Annotated in this window: 12 protein-coding genes and 1 pseudogene; 5 read left to right on the top strand and 8 right to left on the bottom strand. The window is 58.7% G+C overall.

Annotation, left to right across the window (positions count from 1 at the left end; genetic code table 11):
* Positions 1-87: 87 nt before the first annotated feature.
* Both ABD919_RS03330 and ABD919_RS03325 read left to right on the top strand, forming a co-directional pair.
* A complete protein-coding gene (locus ABD919_RS03330; protein ID WP_345233769.1) occupies positions 88-273 on the top strand; it encodes a DUF2256 domain-containing protein in 186 nt (61 codons plus the stop codon).
* Between the two features lie 101 nt (positions 274-374).
* Positions 375-695: a hypothetical protein gene (locus ABD919_RS03325; protein ID WP_345233767.1), complete on the top strand. Its 321-nt coding sequence runs from the start codon at positions 375-377 to the stop codon at positions 693-695.
* Between the two features lie 36 nt (positions 696-731).
* Here ABD919_RS03325 and ABD919_RS03320 read toward each other — a convergent pair whose 3' ends face one another.
* The 5 genes from ABD919_RS03320 to ABD919_RS03300 form a co-directional block, all read right to left on the bottom strand.
* On the bottom strand, positions 732-1541 hold the full coding sequence (locus ABD919_RS03320; RefSeq protein WP_345233765.1) for a molybdopterin-dependent oxidoreductase: 810 nt from the start codon (positions 1539-1541) through the stop codon (positions 732-734).
* A gap of 4 nt (positions 1542-1545) precedes the next feature.
* Entirely contained in the window at positions 1546-2232 is a 687-nt protein-coding gene (locus ABD919_RS03315; protein ID WP_345233763.1) for a cytochrome b/b6 domain-containing protein, read from the bottom strand.
* Positions 2233-2605: 373 nt separating this feature from the next.
* Positions 2606-4492 (bottom strand): CHRD domain-containing protein, encoded by a 1887-nt coding sequence (locus ABD919_RS03310; protein WP_345233761.1) that lies wholly within the window; start codon positions 4490-4492, stop codon positions 2606-2608.
* Positions 4493-4785: 293 nt separating this feature from the next.
* The gene (gene ffh, locus ABD919_RS03305) at positions 4786-6147 is read right to left on the bottom strand and encodes a signal recognition particle protein (protein ID WP_345233760.1); all 1362 of its coding nucleotides are present in this window, start codon (positions 6145-6147) and stop codon (positions 4786-4788) included.
* 60 nt (positions 6148-6207) lie between these two features.
* Positions 6208-6687, bottom strand: coding sequence for an LPP leucine zipper domain-containing protein (locus tag ABD919_RS03300; RefSeq protein WP_345233758.1), 480 nt, complete (start codon positions 6685-6687; stop codon positions 6208-6210).
* 92 nt (positions 6688-6779) lie between these two features.
* Here ABD919_RS03300 and ABD919_RS03295 point away from each other — a divergent pair, with 92 nt between their 5' ends.
* Together ABD919_RS03295 and ABD919_RS03290 are read left to right on the top strand one after the other, a co-directional pair.
* On the top strand, positions 6780-8105 hold the full coding sequence (locus ABD919_RS03295) for a glycosyltransferase family 4 protein (protein ID WP_345233756.1): 1326 nt from the start codon (positions 6780-6782) through the stop codon (positions 8103-8105).
* 98 nt (positions 8106-8203) lie between these two features.
* Positions 8204-9244 carry a putative sugar O-methyltransferase gene (locus ABD919_RS03290; protein ID WP_345233754.1) on the top strand — a complete coding sequence of 347 codons (1041 nt, stop codon included), beginning with the start codon at positions 8204-8206 and terminating at the stop codon, positions 9242-9244.
* Here ABD919_RS03290 and ABD919_RS03285 read toward each other — a convergent pair whose 3' ends face one another.
* Entirely contained in the window at positions 9245-11254 is a 2010-nt protein-coding gene (locus ABD919_RS03285; protein ID WP_345233752.1) for an FG-GAP-like repeat-containing protein, read from the bottom strand. It abuts the gene before it with no gap.
* A gap of 30 nt (positions 11255-11284) precedes the next feature.
* Positions 11285-11605, bottom strand: a pseudogene (locus ABD919_RS23925) (Ig-like domain-containing domain); the annotation flags it as partial.
* Positions 11606-11906: 301 nt separating this feature from the next.
* Here ABD919_RS23925 and ABD919_RS03275 point away from each other — a divergent pair.
* Complete coding sequence (locus tag ABD919_RS03275) at positions 11907-13595, top strand: FG-GAP-like repeat-containing protein (RefSeq protein WP_345233748.1); 1689 nt, start codon at positions 11907-11909, stop codon at positions 13593-13595.
* A gap of 60 nt (positions 13596-13655) precedes the next feature.
* Here ABD919_RS03275 and ABD919_RS03270 read toward each other — a convergent pair whose 3' ends face one another.
* On the bottom strand, positions 13656-15479 hold the full coding sequence (locus ABD919_RS03270) for a hypothetical protein (protein WP_345233746.1): 1824 nt from the start codon (positions 15477-15479) through the stop codon (positions 13656-13658).
* Between the last annotated feature and the right edge of the window lie 55 nt (positions 15480-15534).

The raw sequence follows: 15534 nt of genomic DNA, 5'->3' as shown, positions 1-15534 counted from the left end.
AGTCAGCTGCTTTGAAGTCGAAAAGTACCCAAAACTTTACGGCAGCCCGCGAAGTTGGCTTTCCATCTACGCTAAAAAATCGACTTTATGCTTCCCAAAAAGCTACGCAAGGGCCAGCTTCCCACCAAGGTATGCCAGGCTTGTGGGCGTCCTTTTGAGTACCGCAAAAAGTGGCGGGCCTGCTGGGAGGCAGTGAAATACTGCGGCGAGAGATGCCAGCGCAACCGCCCAGTGGTACCCGGCACCAGCAGCAGGGAGCCGGCCAGCAGGTAGCCACGCATCTTTTCCGTACGCCCCTTCGTTCAATCCGAGCACCTGTTTTCGCCCTTTTTCCTTTTGTCATGGCCTCCAACCTCGACTATCTATCCCCGAACTTGCTTCCTCTAGAAGAAAAAGTAAAGGAATACCTCAGCGTTGAAGAAGAAATTCGCAAGGCTACCCTCCACGCCGGCCTAGTAAGTGGCGGCCCGACTGCCACCGCGGACAGCAGCGGGCAGCACGAGCAGGTAACCCAGCGCCTGCAGGCAATGCGCGAAGATTTGTCGGCGCTGCATGCCGAGCTGCTGGCCATGCTTCCAACCCGCGACGAATGGGTAAAGGTTAACCTGGGCTACGGCCCCAGCCGCGTCGGGGCCTGGCACGTGCCCGCCACCGACGCCACTCCCGAGCATTACCAGGTCCGGGTTGTGCACTAAAGCAGACCGTAGATTAGCTTCCTGTCAGCTGCTTCGCTAGTGGCCGGAATCCCAGTCGTAGCCGCGCTCCGCCCAAAAGTCGCTGGGGCGCTGGGTGGCAAAAGCAATGGTGCCGATGCGCTTAAGGTGCTTGATGCCATACTTGAGCGGCGTTACCAGCCGAAGCGGGGCGCCGTGGCTGGCCGTTAAAGGCTGGCCGTTCATCTCGTAGCACAGCAGCGTTTGCGGGTGCAGGGCGCTGGCCATGTCCAAGCCGACGTAGTACTTACCGTTAGGCGTACGCAGGGCTACGAAGGGAGCCAGCTCGTCGGGCCGGCCGGGCAGGCCGGCCAGGGGGTAGCGGGCCAGGAAGTCGGAAAAGCGGGCACCGGCCCAGTGTACAATCAGGCTCCAGCCCTCAATGCACTTCAGCTCGGTGGTCATCTCCACCCGGGGCAGGGCCTGGATATCGGCCAGGGTAAGCTCCTGGGCCGGCCCCGCTCCCAGGGGCTGCACCCGCAGCCGCCAGGTTTCCGCATCCAGCGGGTCTTCGAGCCCGTAGCGGCCGTTTACCCGCGGCGTGCGGGCGCGGGAGCGGGCAAACTCCGGGGCCAGCCGGGTTTGCTTGAAGTAGGCGCTGCTGAGCTGCCCGTTGGCGTCGAGCACGCGCCGCAGCGGGGCGGGCAGGCCGTCTTCCTCGGGCCGGCTGAGTAGCCAGCTCCAGCCGCCAATGCCCAGCAGGCTGCCCAGCCCCAGCCCAATAAAGGCCCGGCGCGACCGCCGCCGGGCTTCGGCCTGCACGGCCAGGTCGTGGGAAGAGGAAGCGGAAGTATCCGGTTCACCCTCAGGAATAGGATTCTGCTTCATGCGTTTAGGCTTTCTCGGGGCGGTTACCCGCCGGTGGAATAGCTTCTACTACCTCAAACCCGGCAACCATACCCCGGAAATTGTTCCAGCCGGCTCGTACCACCTGGGCCAGGTGCACTACGAAGAACAGCACGTAGCCCAGGGTGAGGGCAAAGTGTATTACCCGGGCGGCCTCGTACCCGCCCAGGAGCTGCGTTAGCCAGCCCAGCTGCACGGGCTTGTAGATGGCCAGCCCGGTAAGCACTGAGCCCAGGCCCATCAGCACGACGGCGGTGTAGGCAATGCGCTGGGCGCCGTTGTATTTGGCTGCCGGCGGGGCCTGGCGGCGCAGGCCCAGGTCGTGCAGCACCGCCTGCCCGGCCTCGCGCAAGGAGTGCCGGTTGGGCAGCAGGTGGCGCCATTCGCCCGAGAAAAGTGTATAAAGCACGTACAGCAGGCCGTTAATGGCAAAGAGCCACATTAGCACAAAGTGCCAGGCCATGCCCTTGGCCAGCTTGAAGCTGAGGCCAAACGCGTCGTAAAATGACTTGGGAAAGAACTTGAGCAAGGTGGTGTCGCCCCAGCCGAGGCGGTACACGTCGTTGGCCCAGTAAATCCACAGCCCGCTCCAAATCATCAGGGCCAGCACCGGAAAGTTTATCCAGTGAAACCAGCGGATAGCCAGGGGGTGCTTTTCAAGGAGCTGCTTCATACCAGAGCTTAAGGGCTGGCCTGCAAAGTAACAGGCCGGTCCGGCTAATGCACGTTCTGTACAACCAGCATATCCGGGTTTTGCTTGCAAGTGGTTTGGCAGCCCACGCCCTTTTAAGGCAAGGACATAGGCTTGTGACTGTTAATCAGCCACAAGGACAAAAAAAATCATCCCACCGGGAAGCCCGGTGGGATGACCATAACCAAAACACCTTAAAAAACTATTCTTTCACGGGAGCAGTAACAATGATTGCACCAAATAATTCCCAGACGTTTTAAAAATTTGCTAATATTCTCTGCAACCGCCAATTTTTCAGACGCTTACCTGAATACAACCCTGGTCAGGCGGCAAATGCGGGGGCTCTGTGCGGCCGCTATTCTTTCACCACGCGCATCACCACCCTGGAATCGGCTAGCTCCACGGTAAGCAGGTAGATACCCGGCGCCAAGCTGCCCAGGCTGAGGGGCACGCTGTTGCTGCCGGCCCGGACGGCCAAGGCCTGGGTTTGCAGGCTGCGACCTAGCAGGTCGCTTACCTGCAAGCGGGCCGGGCCCGCCTGCCGCGACTCAAACGCCAAGGTCAGGACCGAGGTGAAGGGGTTGGGCGCAGCCGTTACCGTTTCCGGCAGCAAAGCGGCCGACCGGGTGCTGAGAACGCGCTGCAGGTTGCGGGCCCCGCGGTACACCTGCCCGCGGATTTCGCCGCCGGGGAAGGCCGCCGTGTGCAGGTTCATGTACATGCTGTCGCGGCGGAACTGCAGCGAACGGCGCAGGGTAAAGGGTTGGCTGGTGTTGTCGTCTTTCCAGAAGCCATTAACCGACGAGGGGTTGGTGGCCGTGTCGAAGTAAGGCGCCAGGTTGAATACCACCGGCCCGCTCTGGGTGCTGAGGCCGGTATGAAAGTGGGCGCCGGTGATGGGCCCGCTCAGCCCGCCCCACACGCTCATGAAGTGGGCCGTGCGCTGGTCGCGGTCGATGCTGACCACGCCCACACCGTAGCCGGGGCTGCTGGTGGGGTTGGGCCGCTCCTGGGCCCCGTTTAGGCTTATGGTGTAGCCTTCCCGCGCCAGGCGGTACAGCTGCCCGCGGATTTCGCCGCTGGGGTTGGCGGCGGTGTTAATGACGAGGTTGATGGTTCCCCGCAGGAAGGCATTGACTGTCGCGGGCGCCAGGTTTACCAGTCGAAACCCGGTAATGTTGCCATTGGTGTTGCCGCCAGCGCCGGAGCTGATTGCCAGGGTGCCCAGCAGGTTGCCGCTGGTGTTGGGCTGGCCGGCATCAGCCGCATATAAGGCCACGCTGGTAGGCGGGCCGCTTAGCCCGGCATGGGCCACAAACAAGGTCATGGTATCGAGGGTGGCTACGAGGCGGCCCACGGCCAGGCCCTTGCCCGTAGCGGCATTGGCGGGCACCATCTGCGCGCCGTCGAGGACGGCATCATGGGCAACGAAGCGGGTATCGGCCACGAGCTGACTGCGAATTTCGCCGCCGGGGTTGCTGGCCGTGTGCACGTTAATGTACACCAGCCCCTGGCTGATGGCATTGAGAAGTGCCAGGGAAGGCACGATTTCGCCCTCCACGACATTGCCATTCAGATAAGGCGCCAGGTTCACGATAACCGGCCCGTTTACTCCTACCGCAGCTTCGTGGAAATGCACCCCCGTGATGGGGCCGCTCAAGCCCGCCAGCGCTACCCGAAACTTCAGCTTATCGAGGCTCTGGCTTAAGGTGAAAATACCCAGGCCGGTGGCGGTAGTGGCAACGGCCGGTACTTCCTGGGCGCCCGTCAGGCTGGCCACCAGGGGCAGGTCGGTCTCCAGGCGAATCTGCCCGCGGATTTCCCCGCCCGGGTTAGCGGCGGTATGCACGTTGAGATAGTGGAGGCCGCGCAGGTACTTAGCCAGGCGCGCCGGCGCGATGTCGGCCCCGGTGAGAAAGCCGGAAAGGCGGTTGCCGCGCAGCATGGGCAGCAGGTTGGTTACCACCGGGCCGGCCACGCCCACGGCTCCTTCGTGAATATGCACGCCGGTAATGGCACCACTCAGCCCGGTAAAAGCCGCCTGCACGAAGAGCGTGTCGCGGGTAGCATTCAGGGTAAAGCCCCCCACCCCCTGAGCGGCAGTGGTGACGGGCGGGGTTTCCTGGTCGCCGGTGAGGCGCGCCGAGAACAACAGATGAGGGCGCAGGTGGTCGGCCGATGCGGCCAGTGGGACAGCCAGCAGCAGCGCAGCCGTCAGGTTTCGTAGTAAGCCTGTAAACATGGAAATGGGGTTAAGGGTGCTAATGGTATGGCTATACTCGGAAGCAAGCCCCATTTCGTTGCCTTCTCAACCTAAAGCGCTTTTCAGGTTGGCATACGGTAACGCGGAAGTTCATTCCGCGCCTCTATCCCCCGGTTGATTGTCGTTGCCGACGCGCAGACGCGGAATGAAATTCCGCGCTACCCGCCGCCGCGGGGTCAAGTCCAACAAGGTTAGGGTGGTGCCTGAATCACCTGTCCACAAAAAAGCCCCTGAGCTTCACAGCTCAGGGGCTTTTTTTGTGGACCTACAGCTTAGCGCATCATGCCGGAGCCGCCGCGCATGCTGCCCATCATCTTGGCCATCTGCTGCATGCCGCCCTTGGTCTGGCTGAGCTTGTTCATGGTGCGCATCATCTTGCGCATATCTTCAAACTGCTTCATCAGGGCGTTTACCTGCTGGATATCGGTGCCGGAGCCCTTGGCCAGGCGGCGCTTGCGCGAGCCGTTGATGATGTCGGGGTTGGCGCGCTCCTGCTTGGTCATGGAGCGGATAATGGCTTCCACGGGCTTGAAGGCGTCGTCGTCGATTTCCACGTCCTTGATGGCCTTGCTCATGCCGGGAATCATGCCCATCAAATCCTTGATGTTGCCCATCTTCTTGATTTGCTCCAGCTGGGAGAGGAAGTCGTCGAAGTTGAACTGGTTTTTGCGGATTTTGGCGTTGATGCGCTTGGCCTCGTCCTCGTCGAACTGCTGCTGGGCCCGCTCTACCAGGCTGATTACGTCGCCCATGCCCAGGATGCGCTGGGCCATGCGGTCGGGGTAAAACAAGTCCAGGGCCTCCATCTTCTCGCCCGTCGAGATGAACTTGATGGGCTTCTCCACCACGGCCCGGATGCTGAGGGCCGCCCCGCCGCGGCTATCGCCGTCGAGCTTGGTGAGCACCACACCGTCGAAGTTGAGGCGGTCGTTGAAGGTTTTGGCCGTGTTCACGGCGTCCTGGCCCGTCATGGAGTCCACCACGAACAGCGTTTCGCTGGGGTTGATGGCCGACTTCACCTGCTCAATCTCGCGCATCATCTGCTCATCCACGGCCAGGCGGCCGGCGGTGTCGATGATGACCACCTTCTTGCCGCTGCGCTTGGCGTGCTCGATGGCGTTGCGCGAAATCTCGACGGGGTTTTTGTTTTCTACTTCGGCGTACACTTCCACGCCAATCTGCTCGCCCAGTACCTTGAGCTGGTCGATAGCGGCGGGGCGGTACACGTCGCAGGCCACCAGCAGCACGTTACGGCCGCTTTTCTTGATGTGGCTGGCCAGCTTGCCGGCGAAGGTGGTTTTGCCCGAGCCCTGCAGGCCCGAGAGCAGCACCACCGCCGGGTCGCCCTTGATGATGATGTCCTTTTTCTCGCCGCCCATGAGCTCGGTGAGCTCATCGTAGACGATTTTCACCATGAGCTGGCCCGGCGACACGGCCGTCAGCACATCGCGGCCCATGGCCGCGTCCTTGATTTTGTCGGTTACCTCCTTGGCAACCTTGTAGTTTACGTCGGCATCGACCAGCGCCCGGCGAATTTCCTTGATGGTGCTGGCAACGTTGATTTCAGTGATGCTGCCCTGACCTTTCAGGGTTTTGATGGCCCGGTCGAGCTTGGTGGAGAGGTTGTCGAACATGAATCGCTGATTTAGCGCTGATTTAATTGATTTCGCTTATTAGACTGGTGTTGCGGCCCGCTAAGAAGCGTTTCGCAGCTGGTTTTCGACTGCCCGCAGGCGGGCGTCGAGCTCGGCGTTGGTGGGGTGCTGGGCTTCTTCCACGTGGGTCAGGCGCAGCTGCGTGGCCCCGGTCTGCTCCGTCAGCTGGCCTACCTGGTCGAAGGTGCCCACCAGACGGCGGTTCGTTTCAGCCGCCTGTGTTTTAATTTCCTGCACGTCAGTTTTTAGCTCCTTAACTTCTTCAGTCAGGTAATTTACCTGTTCGGTCAGGTGGTCTACCCGTTCGGTCAGGTGGTCTACCCGTTCGGTCAGATGGTCTACCCGGGCAGAAACATTGTCGATACGAGCCCCTAGCTTGTCTTCCAGGCGCAGAAAGCCGTTGACCATCACTTCGGTCAGCTGCTCGAAGCGACGGTCCGACTGAACGCGGTACTCAGCGGCTTCTTTGATTTGTTGGCCCATCAGGGCCAGCAACTCGTTCACTTGGTCGTTGTTCATGAGACGGCGGGGCTATTACCGGCTCAAAGTTACGGCAGCGGCGGCCGTGTCGTTCATGTAGCTTTGCAGTTCGGCTTTTTTCCGCTTTTCCCGTGCCTCCTGCCCGCCCCCTGCGCCTGCTCGTCATCACCTACTACTGGCCCCCATCCGGCGGCGCCGGCGTGCAGCGCTGCCTCAAGTTTGTGAAGCACCTCGGCGCTTTTGGGGTAGAGCCCACCGTCATTACCGTCGACCCCGCCCAGGCCACCTACCCGGTGCGCGACGAGTCGCTGCTGGCCGACGTGCCGCCCGGCGTGCGCGTGATTCAAACCAAAACCTCCGAGCCCTTTGAGTCTTATAAGAAGCTGACGGGCCGCGCCGTGCCCTACGGCGGCTTCGCCAACGAAGGCAAGCCGGGCCTGCTGCAGAAGGCACTACGCTTTGTGCGCGGCAACCTCTTCATTCCCGACCCCCGTCGGGGCTGGAACGGCTACGCCGTGGCCGCCGTGGAAAAGCTGCTCGCTGCCGGCGAGCAGTTCGACGCCGTACTCACCTCCTCCCCGCCCCACTCCACCCAGCTGATTGGCCTGCTGCTGCAAAAGCGCCACGGCCTGCGCTGGCTGGCCGATATGCGCGACCCCTGGACGGACATCTACTACTATAAAGACCTGCACCACACCCCCCTGGCAGCCTGGCTCGACGCCCGCTACGAGCGGCAGGTGCTCACCCGGGCCGATGCCGTGCTGGTGACTTCGCCCGAAACCAAGCGCATCTTCCTGGGCAAGCTGCCGGAGCTGCCCGCGGCCAAGTTCCACGTGCTGCCCAACGGCTACGACGAAGCCGACTTCCACCAACCCTCCCAGCCGCCTGCCGACTGCCTGCGCATCACCCACACCGGCACCATCACCGAAACCTACCACATCGACGAGTTGCTGCGGGCCCTGGCCGACTGCGCCCGGCAGCACCCCGACGTGCCCCTGCGCCTGCGCTTCGTAGGCCAGGTAAGCCAGGAGCTGCGCCGCCGCATTACCAGCGCCGGGCTCTCGGAATTAACCGAGTTCATTGCCTTCGTGCCCCACGATGCGTCAGTAACCTATCTGCTGCGCTCCTCGGTGCTGCTCATGGCCATACCCGACGTGGTGCCCAACTTCGGCATCCTGCCCGGCAAAGTATTCGAGTACCTGGCCACCAACAAGCCCATTCTCTGCGTGGGGCCGGTGGGCTCCGATGCCGACCACCTGCTGCAGGAGTGCGGCGCCGGCCGCGCCCTGCCCTACGACGGCTACGCCCTGATGCTGGAAACCCTGGAAGCCCTGGTAGCCCAGTGGCAGCAAAGCCCCAACCTGGATTTGCCGGCGCTAAGCCACGGAAAGTACTCGCGACGGGCGCTGACGGGGCAGCTGGTGGGAATTGTGCGGCAATTAACAGGCAACGCTTAAAATCGGACTCACCAAGCTGGTATTCCCAAGTAGCTCGGTTACCTATCTTTGCCAATCACACTTAGTCAAAAAGGCAAAAAATGTCTCTTGTCAGCAGCATGAATCACCTTGATAAATTATACCAAGCATACGATAGCGCGCCAGAAGTTTTTCACGCCTCACGCTACTGGCGGGCTTATGAAGCGAAGATTATTAACGAGATAAAGACTGCCGACTTAAGTGAAATTCGCAGTGGCAAATACCCCATTTTCACAACCTTCGGGTTTAATGACTTGGTGTATTATTACCACCCTACAATGCCGCTACATGTTAAAATAGCCCGGCAGCAGATACGCAAGCTATTTATTGACAACCGCGCTTCCCTGCCGTACTCCCTACGCTTAGAAGATATCCGGGAAATGGCTTACCTGCACTGCGATTTACAAGGGCAGTTGGCCGCAGCTCCGCCGATTAGCAGCATCGAAACCAGCTTGTTTGGCAAGCCGCAGGACTTGTTCGAGATAGGTGGGAAGAAATACACTATGAAGTTCCTTAACTTCTATATCCGCTACTGCTTCCCGCAGCAGTTCCTGCACTTTAAAGGCGATGAAACAATAGTGGAGTTGGGCTCGGGCTCCGGAATGCAGGTAGAGCTATTAAAGAAGCTTTACCCTAATCTTACGATTCTCTGTTTCGACCTGCCTGCTCAGCTTTACTTATGCGAGAAGTATCTAACCAATGTACTGGGTAAAGAAGCAGTGGTGAGTTCTGAGCAAAACCTTGATGCTGTCAGCCTCGGCTCCCTGGAAAAAGGCAAGGTTCACATGTTTGGCAATTGGCAGACTCCTCTACTAAAAGGTTTTTCGTTTGACATATTCTGGAATGCGGCCAGCTTCGGCGAAATGGAGCCAGAGATTGTTGCCAACTACTTGAGTTACGTTAAAGGCGGCGCAAAGTGGGTTTACCTGATGCAGGCCCGCTATGGGAAGGAGAGTTCCAAAGAGGCCGGAGTGGTTAATCCCATCAAGTTTGAGGATTATCATACCATGCTGGGAATGGGCTACAAGCTGGTGCGCGAAGCCGATGCATATGATGCTAATCGGAGGGTATCGCAAACTGGTGGTTATTTCCAGGCACTCTGGAAGCTGAATACGATGTAACTACCGTATGACTTCTACCCAGCCTTTGTAGCTATGCCGGGTGGCAGTGTTTTCGAGCAGGTAATAGTAAAGTCCCGCCGCCGCTTCCGCGCCCCAGTCATTGCGGTAGGCACTCGTAGAATATACTTTCACCCCCCAGCGGTTGTACATAACCAAGGCCCAGTTTCCACCCTGTAAGCCGGCAATAGCGAACAGGCTATTGAACTGGTCACCATTGGGAGTGAATACATTCGGGATATTCAGGCACGGAGAAATGGATATCCGGCGGGTGAGCATACGGCTATCGCAATCTGAGCTAATCTGCAGAGAATAAGCACCCTCCTGGCGGGCCCACAGGGTAGTGCCTGTCGAGCCATCAAACCACCGGTACTTAATGCCGGCACCGGGTAATACCGGCGCCTGCAGAAGCAGGGAGTTGCCTTCACAAAGCGTGGTATCAGCTCCTATGGTATAGCTGACTGAGGAAGGCAGCGTAGCGCCGGAGCGCACCCTCTTCTGCGTTGTAACCGAGCAGCCACTGCCAAAAAAAGCTGTTACAGAATAAATTCCGGGCTGCTGGATCTGAATTCCAGGAGTTGTAGCACCGGTGCTCCACCGAAAAGAGCTGGGCGGAAATGCAAGTCCAGGAACACTGGACGCCGTTGCTGTTAAGGTGGCTGGGCCGGCAGGACAAAGCACGGAATCGCCAGCAATTTGAACAGTTGGATTAATCCCATACACCCGGCGTTGAACGGTTCGGGTGATGCCGCCCGGGAAAGTTGCGGTAACTGAGAAGATACTTGGTGCTCCGCTGCTTGTAGCTGGAATGCTTGCCGTAGTAGCACCCGTGTTCCACCGATACGAGAGAGGGGGCGCCGAAGGAATTGCTGTCAGCTGAACCTGCCCACCATTACATACCAGCGAATCGCCGGTGATTGCCAGGGTATAGGGAGAAGGACGATTCAGGAATATGCTGACGTTACTACTGGCAAAATTTGCTACCGCAATATCCAGGTCGTTGTCGTTATCAAAATCAGCCAATGCCACCCGGTAAGGGTCGGCTCCTACCATCAAAGTAGAAACTGGGGCGAAGGTACCATTGCCATTGTTCAGACTTATACTTACAGTGTTGCTCAATATATTTGTGCACAACATATCTAGGTCGCCATCCCCGTCTAAGTCAGCCGTGGTTACGCTGCTCGGGAAGTTTCCTACGGCAATTTCAGAGCCTGACCCAAACACGCCGGCACCGTTATTTAGCCTTACACTCACGGAGTTGCTACCGGCGTTTGCGGTAAGTAGATCCAAATCACCATCGCCGTCAACATCCGCCGTAGTCAGGCCGCGGGGTGCGCTGCCAACCACGGGGTCGGATCCGCCGCTAAATAACCCGCTGCCGTTGTTAAGACGGATGCTCACCGTATTGCTGTTGTAGCGGCCGCTCAGCATATCAATGTCGCCATCACTATCCACATCGGCCATGGTCAGGCTGAAAGGGAAGCCTAATCCAGCAATGGTGCTAGCCGCCGTAAAAATACCGATGCCATTGTTGAGTGATACCCGCACATCGGAACTGGCCTCACTGGAAACCAGCATGTCTAAATCACCATCCCCATCTACATCAGCCGCGCTTACACTCTGAGGCCGGATGCCGGCGGGAACTTCAGTACCGCCTGCAAAAGCCCCGGCCCCGTTGTTGAATCGGACGCTGGCCGTATTACCGCTATAGTTAGAGGTAAGGATATCAAGGTCACCATCGCCGTCAATATCGGCTAGGGCTAGGCCCCGGGGCTGGTTGCCAACCGGCACAGCCGCTGCCATTGTGAAAGTACCAGTTCCATTGTTCAGGCAAACGCTTACCGTGTTGCTATTAAAATTGGGCGTGAGAAAATCAACGGCTCCGTCGCCGTTCACGTCGGCCGTGACAATGATATAGGGCTGTGAACCGACCCACACATTCGGACTGGGAGTGAAAGTACCGCTTCCTCCAATGGCTGCGGCAGTAAACTGAAATACCCGGGCGGCAGGCATGGCAACCCCAATGCTGCTCCTGACTGCGGTGGTTACAGTAGCAAATATTGTCTCACCGGGCCTGAATGTAGTGGCAGGGGTAAATGTAATTCCATTGCCTGCTACCGTATTAGCGCCACCTGCATTGTTCAGCAAGCCACCCCGCTGGCTACTAAACACTTTAAGGGCTGGGGCAGATGCCGCGCTCAGCATTTGGTTGAACTGGACTGACACGGCGCTGTTGCGCGGGGCGCTAATGGTATTGGGCCTAGGGCTTATGGAAGTGATGCTAAGCTGGGCCCGTAGTGAAGCCGATGGAATTACAGAAAGAAAACAAATAAGAGGCAGCCAGAATGGACGAGATGAATTCATCATTACACTCAGTTTATATACTTACAAAATCCGGTAAAGGTAACCAAGCCTTCTGGGATGAAGACCAGAAAAAATCAGTTATCGCCGTTAAAGCTTAGGCAACTAATTTAGTGCGAGTTATAAAGCTATAACTTAGGCGTGTTAGCCGATTTCAAATCTGATTTATATCCTACCACTCAGTAATTAAGCTAATAACAGAGAGCATGAGTGAATTTGCGGCAGTAGTGGGATAAATCCATTTACCTTTGATTAAGAAGGCTACTCCTTCGGCTGCTGCGACAGCTTCCTACTTCTTGCGCTCATGAAAAAACACTTCCTGTTTACTACACTTGGCCTTGGCCTGGCCCTTAACTCAGCGTTTTATAATCCGGCTTTGGCGCAGTTCAATGTAACTGGTACTACTCCAGCCGCAAACCGCATCAGTACAGTTCGGAGTAGCAGTGTTTCGGCGAATTTCTCTCAACCCGTAAGCGTAGGGTCTACTGGTGCTTTAAGCGTTTTCAGTTCTCAGCGGGGTGGGCTTCGCACCGGAAACTCGGGCACCATTACTGTAAATAGCAATACTATCAGCTTCGCCCCTACTTATGCTTTCCGGCCCGGTGAAACAGTACAGGCGGTAATTTCCATGGCCGCCCAAAGCACTAGCGGTGCAATGCTCAGCACACCCCACGTTTTTCAATTTACGGCTGCGGCCACCGGTGGCACAGGTTTTTTCGGTGGTGGCGGAGATTTCCCGGTTGGCAACCAACCTTACCGTGTTGCTCCTGCTGATGTGGATGGTGACGGCGACCTGGACTTGCTGGTGGCCAACTTTGCCGGCAACTCGGTAAGCGTACGCCTGAACAACGGCAGAGGAGGGTTCAGCAACGGCGCGGACTACCCCGTGGGGAACAGCCCTTATATAGTGGTAGCTGCCGATGTGGATGGTGACGGCGACCTGGATTTCCTCACCCCCAATTTCAACGGCAACTCGGTGAGCCTGCGGCTGAACAACGGCAGTGGCATATTCGGTGGGGGAGCCACTATACCGGTTGGCCGCCAGCCACGAAGCGTGGCTATGGCCGATTTGGATGCTGATGGGGACCTGGACTTACTGACGGCAAACTACGCCGACAATTCAGTTACTGTAAGCTTTAACGTCGCCGGGACCTTCGGTGGTGGCGGAGACTTCATGGTGGGCGGGCAGCCGCAAAGCATTGCCGCGGCCGATGTCGACAATGACGGCGACCTAGACTTCATCGGCACCAATGGCACTTCCAATACTGTTAGTGTGCGGCTCAACAATAGCAACTTTGGCTTTTTCAGCGGCGGCTCCGATGTGCCAGTAGGGTCTTTCCCCTTTGCTGTAGCAATGGCCGATGTTGATGGCGACGGTGATGTTGATATTCTGACGGCTAACTACCAGTCTACTACAGTGAGCGTACGCCTGAACACAGGGTCCGGCACCTTCACCGGCGGCTACGAAGTGCAGGCCGGCAGCCAGCCCCGGGGCTTGACCACCGCCGATGTAGACGGCGACGGCGACCTAGACCTGCTGGTAGCCAACGCGGGCAGCAATTCGGTCAGCATGCGCCTAAACAACGGTAGTGGCTTCTTTTCCGGCGGGGCTGATTTCCCCGTAGGAAGCTTCCCCGGCAGCGTAGTGTGCGCCGATGTAGATGGTGACAGCGACTTGGACCTGCTCGTAACCAACATCTTCAGCAATACTGTAAGTGTGCGGCTAAACAACGGTACCGGCCCGCTAGCTGCAGGGCGGCCACTCCTCCAGCCTGCTTTAACACTTGCCCCAAATCCAACCAATAGCTTGGTGACCATTACCGGTCTATTGCCTAGTCAGCGTCTTGAGGTACTTGATGCCTTGGGCCGGCCGGTAGCGCACGCGCAAGCGCCTCTGCAAGGACCCTTATTGCTGACTTTGCCAGCCGCCCTGCCGTCCGGACTATACCTGGTTCGCGCCGGTCAGCAAACCTGCCGACTGGTGGTCGAATAACCGCACCGGCGGCACTTAACGCGGCTAGTTAATTACTTTAAGGGGCGGAGTTTGCGGGGATTAGCTCCGCAGGCTCCGCCATTTTGCTGGCAGGCTGCTCCACAGTCGCGCCCGAAAATCGGCCCATGCTGAATGCCCCAACTGCCGACCCCGCCAACTACCAATGGCCTGGGCTACCTGCTGAGCCAGCGAACGGTAGTGACGGGGCTGATAATGGCGCACGTTATTCGTCACGTCGGCCCGCTGGTTGACGTAGAGCCGCACATCTATCAGGTAACAATTGACTGCTGTGGCCACGAATTCTTCCAGGGCAGCATTCATATCGGCATGTCGTTTAGAAATGCCTTTTTCGTGTGTTTCGGCGACTTCAATCTCCGCACCGTTTAGAAAGAACATTGGCACAGCGGACGGTATTTGCTGCCGCAGCCAAAGCAGGTTTTCCTTAAACCGGCGGGGAGAGATGGGACTAGCAAAAGCAAAATCCTTACAAAACTGGTGGAGGAAGCTCTCATCCATGCCTTTAAACCGGCGCTGTGCATATTTGGCGGCCAATGTGGTTAGGTCTTGGGTCATGAGATTGAGATTGCCGAATGGAATTTCCAGCCCGGTTGCCTTTTCCCTATAGATATCCTGCGCATAATCCATCAGCGGGCTGAACACCAGCACGTCGTACGCTCCGCTCCACAGCCTGGTATCGAAAGCGCCGTGGCCCAGGAAGGGCAGCCGGCTGGCCAGGCGCTGCTGCTCTGCCGGGGGCAGCTCGCGGGTGTGGCGCAGCAGGATGGTGTGCTCCAGGTGAGCGGTAATCTGATTTTCGTTGAGGTAGTTGAACTCCTCTTCCACTTCCAGGTCGAAGGCCTGCAGGAAGGGCGTGAGCTGGCCCAGGTCGCAGCCGCCTTTGAGGAACACGCGCAGCTTTTTGCCGGAAGCCGGGATTTTTTGGGGGTCGGGTTGTGGAATGGAACTCTGCTTTACCAGCTCAATCCAGTCGGGCTTGTCGGTGCCGTTCAGCGCGGTGGCTACTTCGCCCTGCACTGCCAGGGTGGGAAAGCCCAGGCTGGCGTAGGTGAACTGCTCGACGCCCAGGTGCAGGATGCGGCAGGAAAATACCAGCTGCTCCAGGCGGTGTTCGGCCACGTACAGGCAGTACACGCCCACCAGGCCGTAGTCGCCGAACTGGTCGCGCACCCGCACGGTGCCCCAGCGCAGGCTGGCATCTGCGAAGCTGGCAGCCAGGGCCTCTTTCTGCACCCGCTGCTTGGTGAAGTTGAGCTGGTTGGAGCGGTTGATGAGCTCCTCGATGCGGGCCAGGTCGGGGAGCACGGCTGCGGCGCCTTCGCGGAGCTCGACTTTTACCTGGGCCGCCCGCAGGAAGGCCAGGTTGTCGCCCTCGTACTGGGCGCGGGCCTGCTGCTGGCGCTCCAGCAGCTGGTACTGCTTCAGGCGCGACAGCTCCGGGTCGGGCTTGCCGCTGGCGCGCAGCTGGGGGGCCAGGGCCGGCAGCTCGGCCGGGTCGATGGTTTGCAGGCCGGGGTTGTAGAACGCGGCTTCGCGCCGGTTTACGGCGTTGTCGTCGATAAACAGGGCGTTGGGGGCCCGCAGCTGCATGGCGTCCAGCAGCTCTTTGATAATGGGCCCCTTGGGCTGCCAGCTTACCCGCGGAAACACGAACAGCTCGCGAATGCCCAGCTCCCGCAGCTTTTCCTCCACTGGCTGCAGGTCGTTTTTGCTGACTATGGTGTGCACCAGACCGCGGGCGGCGGTATCGCGCACCAGAGCCAGGTTGTCTTCCACGGCGTTTACAACGCCTTCCGACAGGGTGCCCTGCCAGAAGGTGTCGTCTAGGTCCCAGATGAGAAGCTTGATGGGTTCAGTGGTGAGCATGGGCAGGGGCGATAGCGCGTAACGCGGAATTTCATTCCGGGCCGGAAGGCGGAAC

Source organism: Hymenobacter saemangeumensis, from assembly GCF_039541835.1.
Classification (GTDB): Bacteria; Bacteroidota; Bacteroidia; order Cytophagales; family Hymenobacteraceae; genus Hymenobacter; species Hymenobacter saemangeumensis.
This window is presented reverse-complemented; position numbering and strand designations above follow the sequence as displayed.

Bases quoted from the DNA above. Each gene is read 5' to 3' on its own strand.
- ffh (WP_345233760.1), bottom strand. From the start codon at position 6,147: ATGTTCGACAACCTCTCCACCAAGCTCGACCGGGCCATCAAAACCCTG.
- ABD919_RS03320 (WP_345233765.1), bottom strand. From the start codon at position 1,541: ATGAAGCAGAATCCTATTCCTGAGGGTGAACCGGATACTTCCGCTTCC.
- ABD919_RS03300 (WP_345233758.1), bottom strand. From the start codon at position 6,687: ATGAACAACGACCAAGTGAACGAGTTGCTGGCCCTGATGGGCCAACAA.
- ABD919_RS03330 (WP_345233769.1), top strand. From the start codon at position 88: ATGCTTCCCAAAAAGCTACGCAAGGGCCAGCTTCCCACCAAGGTATGC.
- ABD919_RS03270 (WP_345233746.1), bottom strand. From the start codon at position 15,479: ATGCTCACCACTGAACCCATCAAGCTTCTCATCTGGGACCTAGACGAC.
- ABD919_RS03310 (WP_345233761.1), bottom strand. From the start codon at position 4,492: ATGTTTACAGGCTTACTACGAAACCTGACGGCTGCGCTGCTGCTGGCT.
- ABD919_RS03285 (WP_345233752.1), bottom strand. From the start codon at position 11,254: ATGCCTGCCGCCCGGGTATTTCAGTTTACTGCCGCAGCCATTGGAGGA.
- ABD919_RS03290 (WP_345233754.1), top strand. From the start codon at position 8,204: ATGAATCACCTTGATAAATTATACCAAGCATACGATAGCGCGCCAGAA.
- ABD919_RS03315 (WP_345233763.1), bottom strand. From the start codon at position 2,232: ATGAAGCAGCTCCTTGAAAAGCACCCCCTGGCTATCCGCTGGTTTCAC.
- ABD919_RS03275 (WP_345233748.1), top strand. From the start codon at position 11,907: ATGAAAAAACACTTCCTGTTTACTACACTTGGCCTTGGCCTGGCCCTT.